Here is a 20,770-nt window from a genome sequence, read left to right as displayed (position 1 = left end):
TTGACTGGCGTTGTGATCGCGGCGTTCCTTTGCAGGTGTAGTCACCTCCATCAAAAAGGAACAACAATGAGCACGGCGTCAGTCAACTCGCCCGAAGGGAGGCCCTCAATGCGCCCACTTCTTTGTTAAATTCCACGGAAATAGAACGACTATTCTTCGTGAAATTTGCCTCGAACTGAACGTATTGATGGCCTCTGAATGCCGGTATCTTCAGGTTAATTGGGTATAACACTTAAATTAACGACTCAATCGCTTCGATAACCGCGTCTACTTTAGTGGCATTCGCAGCTTCAGAGTGCGGAGCAGCAAAGCGATGCGAATCATTGTCATAGTACTTACCGGAAGCGTCAGCGAATTCGTCGCTCAGCGAGGCTCGAGCGAGAATATCAGCGCCAATACCAATATCACCGCCTGACACACCAAACCCTTCCGTGACCATTTTGCTGCCGAGCATTGAACCCGGGTTAACGGCCACCAGTATTGGGCCATCAGCACCCAAATCACTCGCCAGTTTTTGCGTCCACATGGTGATAGCAAGCTTGCTCTGCGCGTAAGCTGCAAACTCATCGCCCACTCCCACTTCGCCCTTCAGCGCAGCAATGTTGACCGGTGCTTGCGCAGCAGATGACAGATTAACAACACGCCCTTCTCCGCCAAGTAACGGCAGCAAGCGCTTAGTGAGCAGGTAAGGCGCGACTGTATTTACAACGAATCGCACGTCGAATCCATCTTTGGTGATTGGCGAAGAGGTTCGGAAAATACCCGCGTTGTTAATCAGCACATCCAACGATGTATGGTTTGCGACCGCTTCATCAGCAAACTTTTCCACATCCTTCAGGTTCGACAAATCTGCCAAGTAGGTTTCCACATTACCAACGCCTTTAATCCCCTGAACTTGGGCTTTCGCATTTTCCAGCTTGGCGGCGCTGCGACCATGCAACAGGATATCGTGACCTTGAGAAGCTAGTAGTTTAGCGGTCTCCAACCCAATACCGTCTGTTGCGCCTGTAATTAAAATCGTTTTTGTCATTGTTATTCCCTTATTCGTAGGGGCTGTCGACCTTTTGTGTTTAAACGTTGGCAGCACAAGCATCTGAACTTCTTACCATTACCACGACATGAGTTGTCACGCTGTCTCTGTTTTAGCGATTGCTGTTGACTACCTTTACCTACTATCCTATTTGAAACAGTTTCATTAGTAATTACGCACAATAAAGAATCACTTTTTAGCTTTTATTGATAATAATGAATATCGAACACCTCAAACTCTTTGTCCGGTTAGCCTCGACAAACAACATCAGTGCCGCGGGCGCCGAGCTTGGCCTCTCACCTGCGGTCTCCAGTGCGCACATTAACAAGCTCGAAGAGTCCATGGGCGTAAGATTAGTGCATCGCACCACACGAAAAGTCTCGCTGACCGAAGAAGGCATTGCCTTCTTGCCTCATGCAGAAGATGTGTTGGCGAGTGTCGAGGCGGCGTGCGCCTCCGTCGGCGCGGGGACAACCTCACCTCGGGGTACACTTCGAATAACCGCCCCTGCATCTTTTGGACGAATGCATCTAATTCCCGGGCTAAAAGGCTTTTTGGAGGAATACCCCGATCTTTCGCTCGACCTGCGCCTGTCAGATTCTATCGTCGATCTGGTGGAAGGCGGCTTTGATATCGCCATTCGAAATGCTGAACTCAAGGACTCCAGTCTCATCGCGCGTAAGCTTGCACCGGATAACCGAATGCTGTGTGCTTCACCGTCGTATATTGCTAAGAACGGCAAGCCAGAAACACTAAAGGAGCTCAGCACCCACTCTTTTGTTCAACTCCCTTCTTTGGAACAACTGGCGTTTCGAACCCCCAACGGGCTTGAAAGCATCAAAGTGAAGAGTTTGTTGAGAACCGACAACGGTGAAGCCGTAAGGGACGCCTGTATCGAAGGAATTGGCATTTCTGTTTGTTCAAATTGGGCAGTACACGAGCAATTGGAACGTGGTGAACTCGTGAGAATTCTCGAGAACTTCCAGTTGGAATCAGACACTGCAATTTGGGCTGTCTACCCAAGCTCGAGGCAACTCGCCCCCAAGGTGCGCGCATTCATTGATTACTTTGCCCAACGCTTTGAAAATATGCGTTGCTGGGGAGAGAGAGGCTGAACCACCATACGACGGAGACCTGATTTCTCATATTGAGAAATCAGTATTCCGTCCCTTTTCTTATGACTGTCAATCTGAGAAAAAAGCCTATTCCAGACTGATTCTCACAATAATAAATTTATAAATATCAGCAAATTAAAAATGGCACGCTCTTTGAAATGGGGTTATTAACATTGTCAAATCCTGGAGCAACTTATGTCTCGACGTGCCATATCTCTCGCGCTAGCGTTGATGTCACCCGTTGCCTATGCAACGCCGTTCGATACGTGTCCAAGTAAAGCCTATTTGTTCCAAGCTAATCCGGTACAAGTGTATGGCGTTAATCTCGTCACCGGCGACACCAGCTTGCTGCAATCTGATACCGGCTTGAATGCCAATATCAACGGCGTAGGTTTCAACTTCGAAGACAGGTATATCTATGGGTACGACACAACCAACAAGCAAATTGTCCGTTTAGGGCAGGATTTCCAAGCGGAAGTCTTAAACGTTTCTGACGTCCCCACTGACCACACTTTTTTTGTCGGTGACGTTTATGACCACACTTACTATCTGTACCGCCAAAACAAAGGCCTTTTCAAAATTGATTTGAGCCCATTGGACAGTGACCCGAATGCTACTTTAGAGATGGAGAGAATCACAACAACTGCTTCGGTCAGATTGACCGACTTCGCTTTCCACCCAGGCAACGGCGGGCTTTACGGCATCGACAACCAAAGCGGCAACGTCTATTTGTTTGATACCACGGACGGCAGCACCACACTGGTCGGTAACGCGGGAATAACGGGTACATTTGGTGCGGGATATTTCGATGTTAATGGCTATTTCTACGTTTCGCGTAACAGTGACGGGGACATCTTCCGTATTGACCTCTCTGACTATGGCGCAGATGGTGATATCACGGCGGTTAAATTTGCGGACGGCCCAGCTTCTGGCCAAAACGACGGTGCACGTTGTGCGAACGCTCCTGTGATTGATGAAGATTCCACCATTGACTTCGGTGATGCGCCAGATAGCTACCTGACTTTGCTTGCCTCTAACGGTCCACGTCACCAGGTAGACACTGCCTATTACCTTGGCTCGGTCGCACCAGATAGCGAAGGAGACGGTCTTCTCTCACCACTTGATGATAACAAAGCAGGTACCGCTGACGAAGACGGTGTCGGTTTCGTTACGGCATTGGAAGCTGGCGAGAGCGCTATTATATCGGTGCAAGCTTCAACGCAAGGCTACTTATCAGCATGGATTGACTGGAATGCTGACGGTGATTTCGAAGACAGTGGTGAGAAAATCATCAGCGACAGTTTACTGTCAGCAGGTGCAAACACCCTTTCCATATCTGTTCCTGTTGATGCAGCTATCGGATCCACATACAGTCGCTTCCGTTTCGCAGAACAGTCCGGCTTGGATTACTTTGGCGGTGCGACCACGGGCGAGGTGGAAGACCACCCTGTTACCGTAATCAAATCCGGCACCACGTTGGTCCACTACCCAAGCGAGCAAGGCTACGCCACTATCGCTTACGAGGATAACTGGCCAAAAGAAGGCGATTACGACATGAACGATGTGGTGATCCGCTTCCGGATGACAGAAACACTTGATGAAGACAACCACGCAACACGCATTTTAATCACCGGCTACCTCGCTGCCTATGGTGCGGGCTATCACAACGGTTTTGCGATTCGTCTTCCTGGCCTCAATCAGTCTGACATTAACAGCGCTGCCACCACGCTCAAGCACAATGGCGTCGTGCAGGAAAACAATGGATTGGAGACTGATTCGACAGAAGCGATCTTCGTTATTGATGAGGATTTGAAAACCAAGATCCCGACGGGTGAATGTAATTTCTACCGCACCGCCCAGTACTGTCAGGAAGCGTTGTCATTCGAATTTGAGATTGATATCTACGCCAACGAGGGCGTGAACACCTACGGTTTAGTGGATATGCCTTACGACCCATTTATCTTCTCGACCCCAGGCAGTTATGTGCGTGATGGTATCTGGTACAACCCAGGCCGTGGTCTAGAAATTCACTTGCCTGACCAAGCGCCCACTGAGCAGTTCGACACCTTCCTCTATGGCTGGCAGGACGACGACAGTGTTCCGGCAGAAAACCGCTACTACAAAACCAGCACTAACCTACCTTGGGTTCTGCTCATCACCGATGAATGGAAATGGCCACAAGAACATATCGACTTGATTCAGGCTTACCCGTTGTTCGCAGGCTACACAGAGAGCAGCGGTGTATCGAATACCACCTGGCATGCGGAAGAAAATGCAGCCGAAAACAAAATCTACGAGCCAGAGGAGTAAATGACATGAAATATTCACTTATCACACTAGCTCTGGCAGGTTTGCTCACTGCATGTGGTGGGGGTGGAGGCGGTGGAGAAACCACATCCTCAGGCCCAACGGGTACAGATAGTGGAACGGCATCAACATCTGATACTGCCACCACGAGCACAACGCCTCTAGGCATGATGACAGATACTTCTGGTGCTGATGTGACCATCCCTCCGACAGTGCTGAGTTCTGCCACCGATATATCTGAGATGGTCGTACCCGCGGATTTCAGTTATGACTCTGTCGATTCACAAAGCGTGGATATTGATATCAGCAGCTACACCACCAGCAAAGGATATATCTCCATTTACGGTGGCTTCACCCAGAATGACGATGGTTCTTACAGTGCAGATTACAACAGCCGAATCACCTCGGCCGATGTAGAAAACGGATTGGCTTCCCTCACCTACCCCTTGGCCGATTCCCAATACTACATGCTGGCCGAGGTCTTCTTCTATGATGGCACCACCCCTATCCAAACACGGATTAATAACGAGCAGTCCAGTTGGGTTTGGTAACCTTCGGGGCTAAGTAAAAAGCAGGCGGGTATTACCCGCCTGTTTTTATTGCTGCCGTGGTTTCACGAACCACCAATTTAGCCTCAAGTTCCAGTGTGTCACTCACGGGCTCACCTGCAAGTTTTGCCAGCAAATAGTCTGCGGCTTTCTCACCCATTTCCCGTGAAGGTACTTGCATGGTAGTGAGAGCGGGTTGGATATGAGACGCCATGGCCACATCATCAAAGCCAACAATCGAGATATCTTCCGGAATCTGTAGGCCAAGCGACTGCGCTTCCAGCAATGCCCCCATGGCAATAATGTCGTTACCGCAAACAATGGCTGTGGGTCTTGGCGTTAACTCCACCAGCTTTCTGAGCGCCTGACGGCTTTCCGCCAAATCATAACGACATTCAATGATCCTGTCTGAGATCAGCGCTATTCCCGCTTTTCTCAGTGTCTCTATGCATCCAGCGATACGATCTTTAGGTCTGTCATTCAGCTTGGTAATACCGGGAATGGCTGCGAAATCCTTATGCCCCAGATCAATAAGAAACTGCGTCGCCCTTGCTGATGCGCGGTAGTTATCAAATCCTATACAAGGATGAGGTAACTCAGGCTTGAAAGACCATGTATACAGATATGGGAGCTGCTTTTTATGAAGAATATCGAAAAGCTGAGGCTGGTGTTCAGCGCCCACCAGCATCAGACCTTCTACGCCACGGGTAATCAAACGCTCTGCCTGAGCCAGCTCTTCTTCTGTCGAATAATCCGAGCTCGCAATAAACAGGGTATAACCTTTTTCCTGCAACCTACGTTGAAAAGCCTGAATACCTTCCGCAAAGATCGCGTTGTCTAAGGTGGGGACGATAACACCGATGGTTCGCGAACGTTGTGAGGCCAGCGCTTGAGCAGCACCATGGGGAATATAGCCAAGTGATTCAATCGCCGACCGAATCAAGGCGCCCCGCTTCTCACTCACAGACGTAGGGTTTGCCAAATAGCGGGATACCGTCGCCGTCGACACCCCTGCTGCAATCGCAACATCTTCCGCCGTTGGCGCATCTGACGGTCGTTTTTGTAAGCGCTTACGCGCTGATTGAGTCTCTTTTGTCATAGAAAGTTATATCGTTGACTCACTTTTGGGATTTATAAACCGCAACTTACCTAATTATAGCGTTACACAAAAATTTTACCGCCAAAAACTTGACAGTCGTTCGGCCTCTCTTCTATCTTCACAATGTAAGCGCTTACATTTAACAATCATTTTACAAGATTGGTGAGTGCTATAACTACAAAATGGCGACTGCAAGCCAACACGACTGATAACAGCGAGGCAATGCAACATGACGTTAAGGAAACGCTACATACTACCCGCGGTGCTTTTTTCACTCTATTTCCTCAATGTGATTGCCACCAAATTTCAGATCGCTTCTGGGTCCACATCCATAGTTCGTGTCGGTGATGTCGGGGAGTTCCTTTTACTTCTCCTTGCTTCACTGACTTTCGTCGTCGCTATGTTGTCAGCCGAAAAGGAAGCTGATGGCCGTGCGACAGAATTACGATAAAAAGCAGAAAGGAAGTAGATATATGTCTGTTCACCATAAGGATGACTCCCCACAAAGTGCAGAGCGTCGCCGTTTCCTGGAAATTGCAAAAAAAGCAGGTTTTACGGCAGCTGTCGTCGCAGGTGCCTCGGGGGCCTTGTTGACCTCAACCACCGCACACGCTGCGGCTAATGAAGAAAAAGAACGACAGAAGCGAGCTAAATACACCATGACGATTGCTACGGCATACATCATTGGTGCATCCCGCAGCTACCCTATCATGCAGCTGGATTTCAAAGAAAACATCCAGAACATGACCAACGGTGAAGTTTACGTAAAACTGGCACCGGGTGGTCAACTGGGTGCGGGTGGCGCATTAGCGCAAAAAGTACAGGCAGGTACCATTCAGGCCGCGCAACACTCTCTCTCTAACTTTGCACCGTTTGCACCTGCTGTCGATCTCATCAACATCCCTTACTGGTGTGGTGAGAACCAGAAGTTCGTCAATCTGGTAACGTCTGACGCTTGGAAGAACGAAATCCACCCGAAAGTAGAGGCGAAAGGCTTCAAACCGCTTTGGTATGTGGTGATCGACCCACGCGTTGTCGCGATTCGTAATGGTCTTGAAGGTCCAATCAAAACCCCAGATCAAATGGAAGGCATCAAATTCCGTGTACCGGGTTCGAAAATCCTTCAGCAGTTCTACCGTCTGTTGGGCGCAAACCCGACGCCAGTTGCCTGGGGTGAAACACCGTCAGCAATCAAACAAGGCGTGGCAGATGCCCTTGACCCTTCGGTAGAAGCGCTGAATGTCTTCGGCTTCAAGGATGTGCTTTCCTGGGTCACCTTCAACCGCTCAGTACCAGACTCACAAGTCTTCTCTTGTAACTTAGAGTGGTTTAACAGCCTACCGGGCCACATTCAGGAAGGTATTGAGTTCGCCAGTGAAGTCACCTCGTTGCAAAACTTGGCAAAAGTCCCTGCTGCACGTGCCTATGCCATGGCTGAACTGAGCCGTGCTGGTGTGCAGTTCTATGCGCCAACTGATGACGAAATGAAGTTGTGGGCTGACAAAGCCGGACACCAGCTACCCGCTTGGGAATCGTTCAAAAACGAACTTGCCGGCTCTAAAGCGGCATTCGACAAGCTGCTCGCAGCGGCGAACGAAAACAAAGGTCCATTCGTTCACGACGTTTAATAGCTGAGTAAACCGCCATTTGGGTGGACGTTTCTCCTAGCGCACCCAAATGGCTCCCACTCTCTCTGAAACGGACGTTGGACGAACGCAATGAATTTCTTAAAACAAATCGACGAAAACGGTGAGCGCTGGTTGCTGTTGTTCTTCTACACCACCATCGTCATTACCATCGCCATGGAAGTACTGAGACGCTTTGTCTTCAGCTATTCCTCCATTTGGGGCGAAGAAGTTGCAAGGTATGCCTTTATTTATCTGGCGTGGGTCGGTGCATCCGCGGCCGTAAAAGAGCGCGCGCACATACGTATTGATGTCTTGCTGCATTACCTGCCCAACCGAGGCAAGGCAGCCATTTATCTGCTTGGGGATGTCGCCACACTGGTTGTCGCATTATTCGCGCTCTATTGGTCAATCCACCCTATTGAAATATCAATGAAATTTGGGTCTGTGACCCATGGTTTGGGGATCAGTCAGGCTTGGTTTCTTGCCGCTGTTCCGCTGGGATTCTCCATGATGATATTCCGACTGATGCAGTCTATGCGCCGGGATATCCGCAGCCTCACACAGAATACGCCTGTGTTCGAAGGCAACAAGCTGTTTGATTAGGAGGTCTCATGCTGAATTATTACTCGCAACAGGTCTCCGTCGATCTTGGCTGGGAATTCTATGGCCCTGTTATTGCCATGCTGGTACTCATCGCACTTGCGGTACCGGTATGGGTATCACTGGGTTTGGGCTCAATAGCCCTCTTATTTATCACCGAAGTGCTACCTCTGTCCTTGTTTGGTGAATCTCTGTTCGACGGTATTGATGCCTTCGCGCTGATTGCCGTCCCACTTTTTATCCTGACAGGTGATGTTCTGGTGAGAACCGGTCTCTCGAACAAGCTCCTTGACGTGGCAGAAGCCAGTGTTGGTGGCGCGAGAGCAGGTTTTGGTAGTGCAACTGTTTTAGGCTGTGGTTTCTTCGCCTGTATCTCAGGTTCGGATGCGGCAGGTGCAGCAGCAGTAGGCCGAATGACCATTGACCGTCTGGTGGCGCAGGGTTATCCAAAGCCTTATGCCTGTGCGCTGGTCGCGGCAGGTGCCTGTACTGGCATCCTGATCCCGCCGTCAATTGCTTACATCATTATCGGTCTGGTGTTGGGTATTTCCGCGTCGACGCTGTTCTTGGCGGCCGCAGTACCGGGCGTGATGGTCATGTTCGCCATCATGATGACTAACGTGGTAATGAACCGTATCTACGGTTATGAGAACGCCAGACAAGGCTTCTCAATCAAGCGCTGGTTTTCTGTAGTGGTTGATGCGCGCTATGCCCTGTTAGTACCTGTCATCATCCTTGGTGGTATTTACTCAGGTGTGTTCACTCCAACAGAAGCAGCCGCAGTGGCTGTGGTTATCACCATCATTATCGGTCTTTTCCAGGGCACGCTGAAAATCAGCGATTTCCCAAAAATGTTGGAAAGTTCAGCCAAAGTAAACGGCGTCATTCTGCCCATTATTGCGCTGAGCCTGCCATTGGCACAGACTCTGGCTGCGCTCGATGTACCACAGGCTTTCGTGGAAACCATGACATCGTTTACCGATAGTCGCACAGCACTGATTCTGATCATGATTGGTATTTTGATCATCTCAGGCTGCTTTATGGAAACCACGCCAAACATTCTGATTTTATCGCCAATCCTGCTGCCACTGGCACGTGAGATCGGCATGGAAGATGTGCAGTTCTGCATCATGATGGTTACCGCACTGGGTGTCGGCTTCATCACACCGCCACTTGGGCTGAACCTCTTTGTTGTATCCGGATTAACGGGGACCTCGGTTCTGAAGATTGCCGCGCGATCGGGGCCCTACGTCATATCCATGTTAACGGTGGTATTGCTACTGGCATTTATCCCCGAATTGTCGCTCTGGGCACTCGACTAACCCAACGTATCTAACCCTTCCCTGGCTTGTTGCCGACAAGCCAGACAGGGAAGTTGCGCCCAAAATTTAACGAGGAAATTATCGACATGGCTGTTAAGTATCTGAAAAAAGCAGAAAAAACTGCTGCAACAGGTGAAGACGATGTTCGCGCAATCGTGGCGGACATGCTCAAGGATATCGAGCAGGGTGGAGAAGAAACCTGCATCGAGTACACACGTAAATTCGACAACTGGCATGGCGACATTGTCGTCTCTCAGGAAGACATCGACGCGGCAGCAGCGAAAGTACCAGAGCAATTGAAGAAGGATATTCAATTTGCCTATGAGCGCGTTCGCGACTTCGCTCAGGCACAGTTAGACAGCTTGAGTGAATTTGAAACTGAACTTTCGCCGGGCTTGTTTGCAGGTCAGCGTTTGATCCCTATGCAAGCCGCAGGCTGTTATGTGCCAGGTGGCCGCTACTCACACATTGCATCAGCAATTATGTCTGTGACCACTGCAAAAGTGGCGGGCGTTGACCATGTTATAGCGTGTTCACCTCCGGGCCGTGAAGGCGGTATCCATCCTGCCATTCTTTACACCCTAAGCCTGTGTGGTGCTGACACCATCCTGAACTTGGGTGGCGTCCAAGGCATCGCTGCCATGGCATTCGGTCAGTTCACTGGCCACCCGGCCGACATTCTTGTTGGTCCGGGTAACCAGTTCGTTGCTGAAGCCAAACGCCAGCTTTATGGCCGTGTGGGTATCGACATGTTCGCAGGGCCTTCTGAAGTCATGGTGATTGCAGACGCAGACGCCGATCCAGAACTGGTCGCTGTGGATTTAGTGGGTCAGGCAGAGCACGGTCCTAATACCCCGGCTTGGCTGCTAACGGACTCAGAAGAGTTGGCTGAGAAAGTCATGAAACGTCTGCCTGAGTTAATTGCAGATCTGCCAGAGCTCAACAGCAAATCAGCAGAAGCTGCATGGCGTGATTATGGCGAAGTCATTCTTGTCGACACCAAAGAAGAAGCCGTAAAAGTCAGCGACGAATACGCCTCTGAGCACCTCGAAGTACACGCTGAAGATCTGGATTGGTGGCTGCAAAACCTGCGCAACTACGGCTCCCTCTTCCTTGGCGAAGAAACCAATGTGGCATTTGGCGATAAAACTTCTGGGCCAAACCACATCCTGCCAACCAAAGGCGCTGCCAAGTACACCGGCGGCCTGAGTGCGGGCAAGTTCATCAAGGTGGTGACCTATCAGCGCTCCACAAAGGAAGCGAGCAAAGATGTGGCACAGGTGACTGCGCGTATTTCCCGCCTTGAAGGCATGGAAGCACACGCGAAAACCGGTGATGCACGACTCGCGAAATACTTCCCTGATGAGCAGTTCAACCTGCAGCCAGAGTAAGTAAAACGAAGAGGGACTGAGATGACGGGCAGCATGATAAATCAACTATTCAACCTTGAAGGTCAAGTCGCATTGGTGACGGGAGCGGGTTCCGGTATCGGACAACGCATGGCTTATGCCCTCGCCAAAGCGGGCGCAAAAGTGGTGCTCTCCGGACGCCACGCAGAAACACTGGCACAAACGGCGGTCGCCATTGCCGGTGAAGGCGGAGACGCCGCCATCGAAACCGTTGACCTTAACAAGCGCGAAACGCTGCCCCGATTCATTGAAAAGGTGTCATCACACTTCGGCGCGCCAGACATTCTGGTGAATGCCGCTGGCGTCAACCTGCGCCAACCAGCCGATGACATCACGCTGGAAAGTTGGGACATGACATTAAACCTCAATCTGTCTGTTCCCTTCTTTCTCGCCAAAGCCTGCTTGCCAGGCATGCGGGAAAAAGGCCGTGGAAAAATCATCAATATCGGCTCGCTGCAAAGCTATCGCGCCTTTGCCAATTCAATTCCCTATGGCGCATCAAAAGGTGGTGTGGCGCAGCTGACAAGGGCAATGGCGGAAGCCTGGTCAAAGGAAGGCATTACCACCAATGCTATTGCACCTGGGTTCTTCCAAACACCACTGACAGAAAAAGTGTTCAGTGACGATTCCCTCTCCAAGCACCACGCATCAATGACAGCGGTTGGGCGCAATGGAGAGCTGAGCGACTTCGATGGACTGACGGTGTTTTTGGCATCCAAAGCCTCGGATTACATCTCAGGTCAGATGATTTCTCTTGATGGCGGTTACACCGCGAAATAGGCAAGCAGTAAGGAATAACAATCATGGATATGAAAGCGCTGGTTTACACAGGTCCAAACCAAATGACCTACCGAAACGAGGAAATGCCGACACCACGTGAAGACGAAGTGCTGGTCGAGATCCGTGCTGTCGGAATTTGTGGGTCTGACTTGCACGCTTACCTCGGCCACGACGAGCGCCGCCCTGCCCCGCTGATCCTCGGGCATGAAGGAGCAGGCATCGTCCACGGTGGTGAATGGGACCAAAAAGCTGTGGTCATCAATCCACTGGTCAGCTGTGGAAAATGCGATTACTGCCTGACAGGCCATACGAACCAATGCCAATCGCGAGAGATCATTTCCATGCCGCCTCGTGAAGGCGCATTCGCCGAATTTATTGCGATTCCCAAACGCAATCTGGTGCTAGTACCGGATGGCATGTCACTCAGCACAGCATCACTGGTTGAACCTATCGCCACGGGCTGGCACGCCGTCACCAAAGGCGCAGAGCTCAGCAAACGTCCTTTGGTGGAAAGCAAAGCATTGGTTTATGGCGGTGGTGCCGTTGGGCTTGCAGCCGCGCTTTCTCTTGCTGCACAAGGCTGCAAACAAATCTATCTGGCAGAAACCAATGCCCTACGCCGTGAAACCGTGGAAAAGGCCAATGTCGCCACTGTTTTCGATCCGCTGACCGATCAGGTCGTCGGCGAGAACACCATGGATCTCGTCGTGGATTGCGTGGGCAACAAACACACACGAATGGGTGCATCAGCGGCGGTTAAACCCGGTGGCGTGATCATTCATGTGGGACTGCAAGACAGTCTGGAAGGACTGGATGTTCGTAAGTTCACCCTTCAGGAAGTCACCTTCGCAGGCAGTTACACCTACACCATGCAGGACTTCAAAGCGACGCTAGAAGCCATGCATAACGGTGCGCTTGGCGCACTGGACTGGATTCAGGAGCGCCCGCTTAGTGATGGAGCGAACGCTTTTGACGATTTACTTAACGGACGTATCGCCGCTGCAAAAGTGGTGCTGCTCCCCGAAGGGTAAACAAACACCGAGGCAAGGTTGGTGAACCAGATTGCCCAAGCTGTATGCCAGCCACGCCAAGGATATATGGAAGTAAGTTTTAAACCTTGATTCAAAAGGAGATGAAAATGCAAGCACCGGACTTTCTCGTCCATGACTCGTCTGACACTGTCGGCGTGATTGTGGTCGAGGGCCTCGAAGCAGGCCAAACGCTAACCGGATGGGTGATGGACACAGATGCCACCATCGAAGTACTCGCGCTGGACGCAATCCCTCTCGGCCACAAAGTGGCGCTGAGCGACATTAAAGACGGCGACACCATTCTCAAGTATGACAACGATATCGGTAAAGCTGTCGCAGACATCGCGAAAGGCGGTCACGTACACGTACACAATGTGAAAACCAAGAGGTGGTAACCATGAGCAAATACACATTTATGGGCTACCGCCGCGAAAATGGCCGTGTCGGTGTGCGCAATCACGTCATCATTCTGCCATTGGACGATCTGTCTAACGCAGCATGTGAAGCTGTTGCTAACAACATCAAAGGCACTCTGGCGCTGCCACACCCGTATGGCCGCCTGCAATTTGGTGAAGATTTGGAGCTGCACTTCCGTACCCTGATTGGTACAGGTTGCAACCCGAACGTGGCTGCGGTTGTGGTTATCGGTATCGAACCGGGCTGGACCAGCCGTGTGGTTGAAGGCATCAAAGCTTCTGGCAAGCCTGTACAAGGCTTTGCGATTGAGCAAAACGGTGACATCAACACGATTGCTGCCGCTTCCCGCGTAGCGAAAGAATACGTTCATTACGCGAGCGAACTGACCCGCGAAGAGTGCGACGTGAGCGAGCTGTGGGTTTCAATGAAGTGTGGCGAATCTGACACCACATCTGGTCTGGCAGCGAACCCAACCGTGGGTAACCTGTGTGACAAGTTCTCAGCAGAGGGCGCAACGCTGTGTTTCGGTGAAACATCAGAGCTGACCGGTGCAGAGCAAATCTGTAAGACCCGTGCAGTGAGCCCGGAAGTTGGACAGAAGTTCCTGGACACTTGGCAGGCATACATGGACGAAGTTATCGAACCACACAAAACGTCTGACCTGTCTGACAGCCAGCCAACCAAAGGCAACATCGAAGGCGGCCTGACCACCATCGAAGAGAAGGCGTTTGGTAACTACCAGAAGATCGGTAAAACCACGCAGTTCGTTGATGTTCTGACCCCAGCAGAGCGCCCAGAAGCAGGCCCAGGTCTGTACTTCATGGATACCTCTTCTGCGGCGGCAGAGTGTGTGACGCTGCAGGCAGCTGCAGGCTTCGCGGTTCACCTGTTCCCAACAGGGCAAGGCAACGTCATTGGTAACCCTATTGTGCCGGTTATCAAAATCACTGCGAACCCACGTACCGTGCGTACTATGGGTGAGCACATCGACGTGGACGTTTCTGGCATTCTGCGCCGTGAGCTGAATCTCGACACGGCGGGTGATGCGCTGATCGACATGACGCTGCGCACCGCAAATGGCCGTGCAACGGCAGCGGAAGCGCTTGGTCACCGCGAGTTCGTTCTGACCAAACTGTATCGAAGCGCATAAGCATTTCGCTTATTCGGCGCGGCAATCATTTGATACAGCAAGACCGACGCTGGGGAAACCCAGCGTCCTTTTCCTTACCCCAATCGCAGGAGCCAGTTATGCCTGTGTTTATCGACCCTTCGGAAGCTAAATCCCTGACCGCACAAGCGCTGGAAAACGCTGGCGTTTCGTCAGCTAATGCCAAATCTGTCGCCAATGCCTTGATTCAGGCTGAAATCGATGGTCAATCAGGTCACGGACTCGCCCGTCTTGCGGCCTACATTGAGCAGGTAAAATGCGGAAAAGTGATGGGTGATGCGACCCCTAAGGTGGATACCCCAAAACCCGCAGTTTGTCATATCAATGCAGAACTCGGTTTTGCCTTTCCTGCTATGGACAAGCTCGTATCCCTGCTTCCCGCCATGGCAAAAGCCCAAGGTATTGCGTTAGCCACAGTGAATCGATCGCACCATTTTGGACAGGCCGGATTTCACGCAGAGCGAATCGCCAAACAAGGTTGTATCGCCTTAGTGTTTTCAAACAGCCCGAGCGCTATTGCGCCTTGGGGTGGAAAAAAAGCCCTCTTTGGCACTAACCCTATCGCATTTGCCTGCCCGCGTGACGGCGCACCGCCGCTGGTCATTGACATGAGCTTGAGCAAAGTAGCCCGAGGTAAAGTGTTAGTCGCTAGAAAGAATGGCGAATCTATTCCAGAAGGTTGGGCGATTGATGCCCAAGGCAGGCCCACTACCGATGCCGATGCTGCTGTAAAAGGCTCCATGCTACCGATTGGTGATGCCAAAGGGGCAGCTTTAGCGCTGATGGTAGAGATTCTCTCGGCAAGCCTCACCAGCGCGCTTTATGGCTTTGAAGCTTCAAACTTCTTCGATACCGAGGGAGAGCCGCCCGCAATCGGTCACGCCGTCATTGCCATCGACACTTCTGTTTCTGGAACACAATTTGCTGAACGCCTTGAGTTACTCCTCAACACCATGTGTGAGCAGGAGGGTGTTCGCTTGCCCGGACAACGTCGAATTGTCCGCCGTGAACGCGTGCTCAAAGAAGGGTTACACCTCTCCGATGCCACCATAAAAGGACTGCGGGAATTAGCTCAACTATCAAATAATCAATAACATGGAAGTTATTCATGCAATCACAATTAAAACAACGTCTCCCTAATTGGCAATCACTGAGCCAAAGTGCCCGTACCCTTGCGCCTGGTCTTTTACTTTCCGTCACCGTTGCTGCTGCAGCCACCTTTCTCGCTGCACATTATGGTGCACCGCAAATGCTGTTTGCCCTTTTGCTGGGCATTGCGTTTCACTTTCTCGCTGATGATTCCAAGTGTCAGGCAGGCGTAGAGTTTGCCGCCAAAAAAGTACTCCGATTTGGCGTGGCGTTACTTGGTCTTCGCATCACGGTGGAAGAAATGACTTCTCTCGGCTGGGAAGTGTTGGTCTGGGTAGCGCTTGGTATTGCGCTCACTATTTCTATCGGCATGTTAGTGGCGAAAATTCTCGGCCGCCGCATTCAGTTTGGTGTGTTGACGGGTGGCTCAGTCGCTATCTGTGGCGCATCTGCTGCGCTGGCCATTTCGGCCGTTCTACCCAAACACCCGTTCAGTGAGCGCAACACGCTGTTCACGGTTATCGCGGTCACCGCATTCAGCACCATTGCTATGGTCATCTACCCCATCTTCGTTAACCTTTTAGGCTTTGATGACCGACTGGCTGGTATTTTCATCGGCGGGACCATTCACGACGTCGCACAGGTTGTTGGTGCGGGCTATTCTATTTCCCCACAAGCCGGTGAGTTCGCCACCATCACTAAACTGCTGCGCGTGGCGTTACTGGTTCCCGTGATTCTGGTGATTTCCCTTTACTTCCGAAGCCACCCCGACAAAGACAGTGAGAAAGCCGATATCCCACTGCTTCCGTTTTTCGTTGTCGGCTTCTGTATTTGTGTCGCCATTAACAGCGCTCATATCCTGCCGGTTGGCGTGACCAACACCCTATCAGGACTCTCATCCTGGTGTCTGGTTTCGGCAGTTGCTGCCTTGGGGATTAAAACCTCTGTGAAGAAGCTCTTCACCATCGGCTACGAGCCGATTCTGATGGTGGTGATTGAAACTGTCGCCATTGCAGCTTGGGTATTAGTTGGGATTTATTGGTTCTTCTAGCAGCCCATAAAATCTAAATCCCAATCTTGCTGTAACTTCCTTCAACGTAATCTGCACATAATGTCTTCTGTACGGTGCAGAAAACGTTGAAGGAAATCAGTTTTGACGTTGGCGACTTTTTTAAAAACGTATGACCGCTAAGATCTGATATTAGATACTTTTAAGTAAATCCGGAGATACTTGGGATGGGAATTTGATATGGCCGGTATATTCAGTTTTAAGTGTTCAAGCTGCGAAGAAATACATGAAGGCTCTCCAAGCTTCGCGTATCGTGCACCTGACCCTTGGCTTGATCAACCAGAAGAAGTTAGAGAAGCAGGTAAGCTGGGAGATGACCTCTGCTACTACAAAGATGAAGACGGTTACCACTATTTCGCAAGGGTCATTTTAGAGATCCCAATTCATGGCGCGACAGACCCTTTTATGTGGGGAGTGTGGGTATCTCTTAGCGAAAAGAGTTACGACCACTACATTGCCACTTGGGACGAACCCGAAGATGGCATGGGGTATTTTGGATGGTTCTGCAATCGCCTCCCTTATTATGAAAGCACTCATTCTCTTGCCACCGATGTGGCACCACAACCCGATGGACAACGACCCACCTTAACTTTGCATGAAACCAAACATGAGCTTTATGAAGACTTTACTCATGGCATCAGCATCGAAAAAGCCCAGAAAATTGCTGAGATCTGCATGCATGGTTGAGTGGCCTGTAACTAAATCCTCACCACATCCACAGCCACGCTTAGGCTGTGGATGTCACCACCTTCAAATACCACACCTTGTAGCGGTGTGATATCAGCATAATCCCTGCCCCATCCTGTCACGATATGTTGGTCGCTAGCGATCAGGTTGTTCGTCGGATCGAACTCCACCCAGCCCACATCAGGGACGAAAATCGCGAACCAGGCGTGAGAGGCATCTGCGCCCACAAGCCTTTCCTGTCCAGGAGGCGGCAAAGTTTCGATGTAACCGCTCATATAGCGAGCAGCGAGACCCACCGAGCGTAGGCAGCCAATCGCGAGTTGGGCGTAGTCCTGACAAACGCCGCGCTTTTGCTCCAGCACTTGCTCTGGTGGCGTGGTGACATCCGTCGCAGCGGGATCGAAGGTGAATTCATTGAAGATTTTGCTGGTCAACGCCATGGTGGCTTTCAGCACGGGTTGATCGTCTTGAAACAACTCATCAACGAAAGCAGCAAGATTGTCCGAACGCTGGATTTGTGCTGAATCCGACACAAACTCACTCGCCATTCTGGCTTCCTCGTTCTCTGTACGTTTTAGAATATTCCTCAACTCGCCGCAGGTTAGCGCGTGAGTATCAATCATTTCGCTCCATGGCGTCGGCTGAACATCCAGATAACTGACAACGTCAATCGTCAATGTCTGGTGCGGTTCCTGAATCGAGAAGTAAAACGTCTTGTTGCCGTAGTAATCCACACCTTCGTTTTGGTAAACAGGCGAAGGCGTCACATTCAGCCAGTGGTTATAACAACGCTGATTATCAGTATCGCGCGGCACAAGGTGCGCCATGTTGTAGCAAAGCGTCACAGGCGCACTGTAGGAGTAGGTTGTTTTATGTTGGACCCGGAATTTCATACGTCCAATTTCCATTTAGGTTTGATGAGCTGTTGCGGTCCAGCGGTGTGGTCGAAGTACTTGTCTGCGATGAGTGATGTGAACTGTTCCAGATTCGCACTGACGCTGTTCAATTGCGCTTCAAGCGCTTCGCGTCGATTGTCTTCGTTAGCTGTTGATAGCGCATTGAGGTCGACCTGTTGAATGTCACTCAGGGTTTTGAGGATCACGCGGTTTTCAGGTGTCCAGCCACCCGGAACGTAAGACTGATGCTTAGGTAACATGTCGAGGAATTCGCGAAGCCTTTCGATTTGGTACACCAGCGCCCTTGGGTTGGTGCGGTCAATCATCAGCAGATCGAGACCAAAAGGCACTCGCGCTTTAGTGCGGTATCTGCGACGGAATGAGATCAGCGCTTCCACGCTCAGTAATACCGACTCCAACACCTGTTGTTGCGGCAGGCTTGGCAACTGCTCCACCAGCGTGGATTTCAACAAGGTAACGGTCTGAATCGCACGCTCTGTGCGTTGCCCCATTTGCAGGAACAACCAGTCGTGTCCACGCAACATACTTTCATTGCTTAAACCGGAAAGCGCCAGCAGCGACGTGACCAATCCGTCCAACGACTCCTCCGGTGCTTCCGGTAAACCATTCATGAAAGCACGGTCGATTTCGTAGAGGTTGTCACGCAGGCGGTTAAGGATGATGCGGGTATCCGCCGACAGACGTTCCCTCACCTGCTCGCCACAAGCCAGCATCGCCAAGAGGTTTGACTTGATGGAACCGACACGATTGCCACTGGTCACCAAGTCTGCCAGTTCACCTTCTGGACTTTCGAGAAGGTCTTCATCACCTTCCGTGAAGCCCGGTAAACAGCGGGTTTGCAGAGAAACCGCTTTTAGCAACGTATCCCGGCTTTCAGTCTCCAGAAGCTCCAAACCACTTAGCTGCTTGAACACCACCCGGATAAGGCGAATGCTCATTTCTGCGCGTTCGGCGTAACGACCAAACCAGAAGAAGTTATCGACCACACGGCTAGGCAGGTTGCCTTCCTGCACAAGTTCAAAGCCCGCACGCTCTAGCAATGACTGGTGAGTGTGGTCAGGTTTGTCTGCGGTAATCCAGAAGTCTTTGCTGCGGGAACCAGAAAGGTGGGTGACGACATAATCATCCTGCGCATCCGCCACACGGCTCAAACCGCCCGGCATCACTGCATAGCTTTCCCCATCTGCCACACTGAACGCTTTCAAGAGGCTTGGACGGCTTTCCAGCGAACCGTCACACCAAACAGGGATCAATGAACCCGGCACATAACTTTGCGCCACATAGTTATTCGGATTTTCACGGATCTTCGCCAGAATGACCTGCTTTCCCGCTTCGTCGAGGCTGTGACCATAAACAGACATGCCTTGGGAGCGACGGTACGCGGGTTTAATAATCAAGGAATCCAGATGGGTTTCAACGTATGCCAACGCATCTGGATGACCACACCAATAAGAAGCAACGTTCTCGAGCTTCAATGGCTCATTGAGGTAAAACTCACACAGCTTTGGCAGGAAAGACATCAAGGCTGGCGATTCCAACACAGCGCTACCTAGCGGGTTCGCCAGAATCACATTCCCGCTGCGTACCGCTTCCAACAACCCTGGAATCCCATACATAGAAAAGGCACTGAGTTCGACCTGATCACAGTCGTTATCGTCTGTTCGACGCAGAATCACATCCACGGGTGATAGGCCGTTGATAGACTTCAACCAGACTTTCCCGTTTCGGACAGTTAAATCCCCGCCTTGCACCAAGGGATAGCCTAAGTAGTTCGCGAGATAAGTATGTTCGTAATAGCTGCTGCTGGAAGAACCTGGTGTGAGAACCACAATCTTCGGGTCATCGGTTTTGTGAGCGGCCAGCTCTGTCAGCGTATTTCGCAGCGTTTGGAAGAAACTCGAGTGGCGTTTTACATAACTGTGGCGGAAGATTTTGGAGTGAACGCGGGAAATCACCGAACGGTTTTCCAGCGCATACCCCATTCCTGCTGGCGTCTGCGTCTGGTCACCAATCGCCACAAAGTGACCGGAACTGTCGCGGATTAAATCCGTCGCTTGCAGGATAAGGTGTTTTTCGCCCGGCATACGGATGCCGTAACACTCCCGAATAAAATCAGGGTGACTAAAGACAATTTCAGGCGGGATGATGCCTTCTTTGATCAGCCGTTGTTCACCGTATATGTCCTTCAGGATGCGGTTAAACAACTCCGCTCGCTGGCTAAGTCCGGCTTCAACCTGTTGCCATGCCTCAGCGTCGATCACATTGGGGAGAATATCCAGCGACCAGACATCTGGCGACAAGGGATCGTTTTTCAGATCGTACGTCGCCCCATCATCACGCAGAATACGCTGCGCGCGGCGATGCAGTTCGTCTAACCTTTCGGCGCGAAGCCCGGAAAAATGGGAGAGAATCGGCTCCCAATGCGCACGGACTTTTTTGTTCCCTTCGTAAACTTCATCAAAGGCGTCTCCATTGCCTTGCTGAAGATAAGTGAGGGGCGAAACCGCCCCTTCAAGCTCAGTATCTGAGTCATTCATCATTGTTGTTTTAGAAA

General features: G+C 51.1%; 19 protein-coding genes. 15 read left to right on the top strand and 4 right to left on the bottom strand.

Features of this window, described 5'->3' with window-relative positions:
• Positions 1–232: 232 nt before the first annotated feature.
• Positions 233–1,030: an SDR family NAD(P)-dependent oxidoreductase gene (locus D515_RS20515; RefSeq protein ID WP_002541242.1), complete on the bottom strand. Its 798-nt coding sequence runs from the start codon at positions 1,028–1,030 to the stop codon at positions 233–235.
• Between the two features lie 215 nt (positions 1,031–1,245).
• On the opposite strand from D515_RS20515, the gene D515_RS20510 reads away from it, so the two are divergent.
• From D515_RS20510 to D515_RS20500, 3 genes are all read left to right on the top strand, one after another.
• Positions 1,246–2,145 (top strand): LysR family transcriptional regulator, encoded by a 900-nt coding sequence (locus D515_RS20510; protein WP_002541241.1) that lies wholly within the window; start codon positions 1,246–1,248, stop codon positions 2,143–2,145.
• Positions 2,146–2,340: 195 nt separating this feature from the next.
• Complete coding sequence (locus tag D515_RS20505; RefSeq protein ID WP_002541240.1) at positions 2,341–4,455, top strand: LruC domain-containing protein; 2,115 nt, start codon at positions 2,341–2,343, stop codon at positions 4,453–4,455.
• 5 nt (positions 4,456–4,460) lie between these two features.
• Positions 4,461–5,003: a hypothetical protein gene (locus D515_RS20500; RefSeq protein ID WP_002541239.1), complete on the top strand. Its 543-nt coding sequence runs from the start codon at positions 4,461–4,463 to the stop codon at positions 5,001–5,003.
• A gap of 31 nt (positions 5,004–5,034) precedes the next feature.
• On the opposite strand, the gene D515_RS20495 is transcribed toward D515_RS20500, so the two are convergent.
• A complete protein-coding gene (locus tag D515_RS20495; protein WP_002541238.1) occupies positions 5,035–6,099 on the bottom strand; it encodes a LacI family DNA-binding transcriptional regulator in 1,065 nt (354 codons plus the stop codon).
• Positions 6,100–6,328: 229 nt separating this feature from the next.
• Between D515_RS20495 and D515_RS20490 the strand changes: the two genes are divergently transcribed.
• The 12 genes from D515_RS20490 to D515_RS20435 all read left to right on the top strand — a co-directional run bounded on the left by D515_RS20490 (position 6,329) and on the right by D515_RS20435 (position 17,299).
• Positions 6,329–6,550: a hypothetical protein gene (locus D515_RS20490; protein WP_002541236.1), complete on the top strand. Its 222-nt coding sequence runs from the start codon at positions 6,329–6,331 to the stop codon at positions 6,548–6,550.
• 22 nt (positions 6,551–6,572) lie between these two features.
• Positions 6,573–7,727 carry a TRAP transporter substrate-binding protein gene (locus D515_RS20485; RefSeq protein WP_002541235.1) on the top strand — a complete coding sequence of 385 codons (1,155 nt, stop codon included), beginning with the start codon at positions 6,573–6,575 and terminating at the stop codon, positions 7,725–7,727.
• Positions 7,728–7,817: 90 nt separating this feature from the next.
• Positions 7,818–8,330 (top strand): TRAP transporter small permease, encoded by a 513-nt coding sequence (locus tag D515_RS20480; protein ID WP_002541234.1) that lies wholly within the window; start codon positions 7,818–7,820, stop codon positions 8,328–8,330.
• Between the two features lie 8 nt (positions 8,331–8,338).
• Positions 8,339–9,649, top strand: coding sequence for a TRAP transporter large permease (locus D515_RS20475; protein ID WP_002541233.1), 1,311 nt, complete (start codon positions 8,339–8,341; stop codon positions 9,647–9,649).
• A gap of 86 nt (positions 9,650–9,735) precedes the next feature.
• The gene (hisD, locus tag D515_RS20470; RefSeq protein ID WP_002541231.1) at positions 9,736–11,040 is read left to right on the top strand and encodes a histidinol dehydrogenase; all 1,305 of its coding nucleotides are present in this window, start codon (positions 9,736–9,738) and stop codon (positions 11,038–11,040) included.
• 21 nt (positions 11,041–11,061) lie between these two features.
• On the top strand, positions 11,062–11,838 hold the full coding sequence (locus D515_RS20465; RefSeq protein WP_002541229.1) for an SDR family NAD(P)-dependent oxidoreductase: 777 nt from the start codon (positions 11,062–11,064) through the stop codon (positions 11,836–11,838).
• 23 nt (positions 11,839–11,861) lie between these two features.
• Positions 11,862–12,869, top strand: a complete 1,008-nt coding sequence (locus D515_RS20460; protein WP_002541228.1) for an alcohol dehydrogenase catalytic domain-containing protein — start codon at positions 11,862–11,864, stop codon at positions 12,867–12,869.
• A 107-nt stretch (positions 12,870–12,976) separates the two neighbouring features.
• Entirely contained in the window at positions 12,977–13,264 is a 288-nt protein-coding gene (locus D515_RS20455) for a UxaA family hydrolase (protein WP_002541227.1), read from the top strand.
• A gap of 2 nt (positions 13,265–13,266) precedes the next feature.
• Entirely contained in the window at positions 13,267–14,436 is a 1,170-nt protein-coding gene (locus tag D515_RS20450; protein ID WP_002541226.1) for a UxaA family hydrolase, read from the top strand.
• A 98-nt stretch (positions 14,437–14,534) separates the two neighbouring features.
• Positions 14,535–15,548, top strand: coding sequence for an Ldh family oxidoreductase (locus tag D515_RS20445; RefSeq protein WP_002541225.1), 1,014 nt, complete (start codon positions 14,535–14,537; stop codon positions 15,546–15,548).
• Between the two features lie 14 nt (positions 15,549–15,562).
• Positions 15,563–16,594 (top strand): YeiH family protein, encoded by a 1,032-nt coding sequence (locus tag D515_RS20440; RefSeq protein ID WP_002541224.1) that lies wholly within the window; start codon positions 15,563–15,565, stop codon positions 16,592–16,594.
• Between the two features lie 198 nt (positions 16,595–16,792).
• Positions 16,793–17,299 (top strand): DUF2199 domain-containing protein, encoded by a 507-nt coding sequence (locus D515_RS20435; RefSeq protein WP_002541223.1) that lies wholly within the window; start codon positions 16,793–16,795, stop codon positions 17,297–17,299.
• A gap of 11 nt (positions 17,300–17,310) precedes the next feature.
• Here the strand turns inward: D515_RS20435 and D515_RS20430 are convergent, their stop codons facing one another.
• Positions 17,311–18,192, bottom strand: a complete 882-nt coding sequence (locus D515_RS20430) for a transglutaminase family protein (RefSeq protein WP_002541222.1) — start codon at positions 18,190–18,192, stop codon at positions 17,311–17,313.
• Positions 18,189–20,756: a circularly permuted type 2 ATP-grasp protein gene (locus D515_RS20425; protein WP_002541221.1), complete on the bottom strand. Its 2,568-nt coding sequence runs from the start codon at positions 20,754–20,756 to the stop codon at positions 18,189–18,191. Before D515_RS20425 ends, D515_RS20430 begins: the two co-directional genes overlap by 4 nt.
• Between the last annotated feature and the right edge of the window lie 14 nt (positions 20,757–20,770).

The sequence above is a fragment of the Grimontia indica genome, from assembly GCF_000333895.2.
Classification (GTDB): domain Bacteria; phylum Pseudomonadota; class Gammaproteobacteria; order Enterobacterales; family Vibrionaceae; genus Enterovibrio; species Enterovibrio indicus.
Note: the sequence above shows the minus strand (reverse complement) of the source record. Positions and strands in the feature narration are given on the sequence as shown.

Excerpts from the sequence above, each read along its gene's own strand:
- D515_RS20515 (WP_002541242.1), bottom strand. The coding sequence starts at position 1,030 with ATGACAAAAACGATTTTAATTACAGGCGCAACAGACGGTATTGGGTTG.
- D515_RS20510 (WP_002541241.1), top strand. The coding sequence starts at position 1,246 with ATGAATATCGAACACCTCAAACTCTTTGTCCGGTTAGCCTCGACAAAC.
- D515_RS20505 (WP_002541240.1), top strand. The coding sequence starts at position 2,341 with ATGTCTCGACGTGCCATATCTCTCGCGCTAGCGTTGATGTCACCCGTT.
- D515_RS20500 (WP_002541239.1), top strand. The coding sequence starts at position 4,461 with ATGAAATATTCACTTATCACACTAGCTCTGGCAGGTTTGCTCACTGCA.
- D515_RS20495 (WP_002541238.1), bottom strand. The coding sequence starts at position 6,099 with ATGACAAAAGAGACTCAATCAGCGCGTAAGCGCTTACAAAAACGACCG.
- D515_RS20490 (WP_002541236.1), top strand. The coding sequence starts at position 6,329 with ATGACGTTAAGGAAACGCTACATACTACCCGCGGTGCTTTTTTCACTC.
- D515_RS20485 (WP_002541235.1), top strand. The coding sequence starts at position 6,573 with ATGTCTGTTCACCATAAGGATGACTCCCCACAAAGTGCAGAGCGTCGC.
- D515_RS20480 (WP_002541234.1), top strand. The coding sequence starts at position 7,818 with ATGAATTTCTTAAAACAAATCGACGAAAACGGTGAGCGCTGGTTGCTG.
- D515_RS20475 (WP_002541233.1), top strand. The coding sequence starts at position 8,339 with ATGCTGAATTATTACTCGCAACAGGTCTCCGTCGATCTTGGCTGGGAA.
- hisD (WP_002541231.1), top strand. The coding sequence starts at position 9,736 with ATGGCTGTTAAGTATCTGAAAAAAGCAGAAAAAACTGCTGCAACAGGT.
- D515_RS20465 (WP_002541229.1), top strand. The coding sequence starts at position 11,062 with ATGACGGGCAGCATGATAAATCAACTATTCAACCTTGAAGGTCAAGTC.
- D515_RS20460 (WP_002541228.1), top strand. The coding sequence starts at position 11,862 with ATGGATATGAAAGCGCTGGTTTACACAGGTCCAAACCAAATGACCTAC.
- D515_RS20455 (WP_002541227.1), top strand. The coding sequence starts at position 12,977 with ATGCAAGCACCGGACTTTCTCGTCCATGACTCGTCTGACACTGTCGGC.
- D515_RS20450 (WP_002541226.1), top strand. The coding sequence starts at position 13,267 with ATGAGCAAATACACATTTATGGGCTACCGCCGCGAAAATGGCCGTGTC.
- D515_RS20445 (WP_002541225.1), top strand. The coding sequence starts at position 14,535 with ATGCCTGTGTTTATCGACCCTTCGGAAGCTAAATCCCTGACCGCACAA.
- D515_RS20440 (WP_002541224.1), top strand. The coding sequence starts at position 15,563 with ATGCAATCACAATTAAAACAACGTCTCCCTAATTGGCAATCACTGAGC.
- D515_RS20435 (WP_002541223.1), top strand. The coding sequence starts at position 16,793 with ATGGCCGGTATATTCAGTTTTAAGTGTTCAAGCTGCGAAGAAATACAT.
- D515_RS20430 (WP_002541222.1), bottom strand. The coding sequence starts at position 18,192 with ATGAAATTCCGGGTCCAACATAAAACAACCTACTCCTACAGTGCGCCT.
- D515_RS20425 (WP_002541221.1), bottom strand. The coding sequence starts at position 20,756 with ATGATGAATGACTCAGATACTGAGCTTGAAGGGGCGGTTTCGCCCCTC.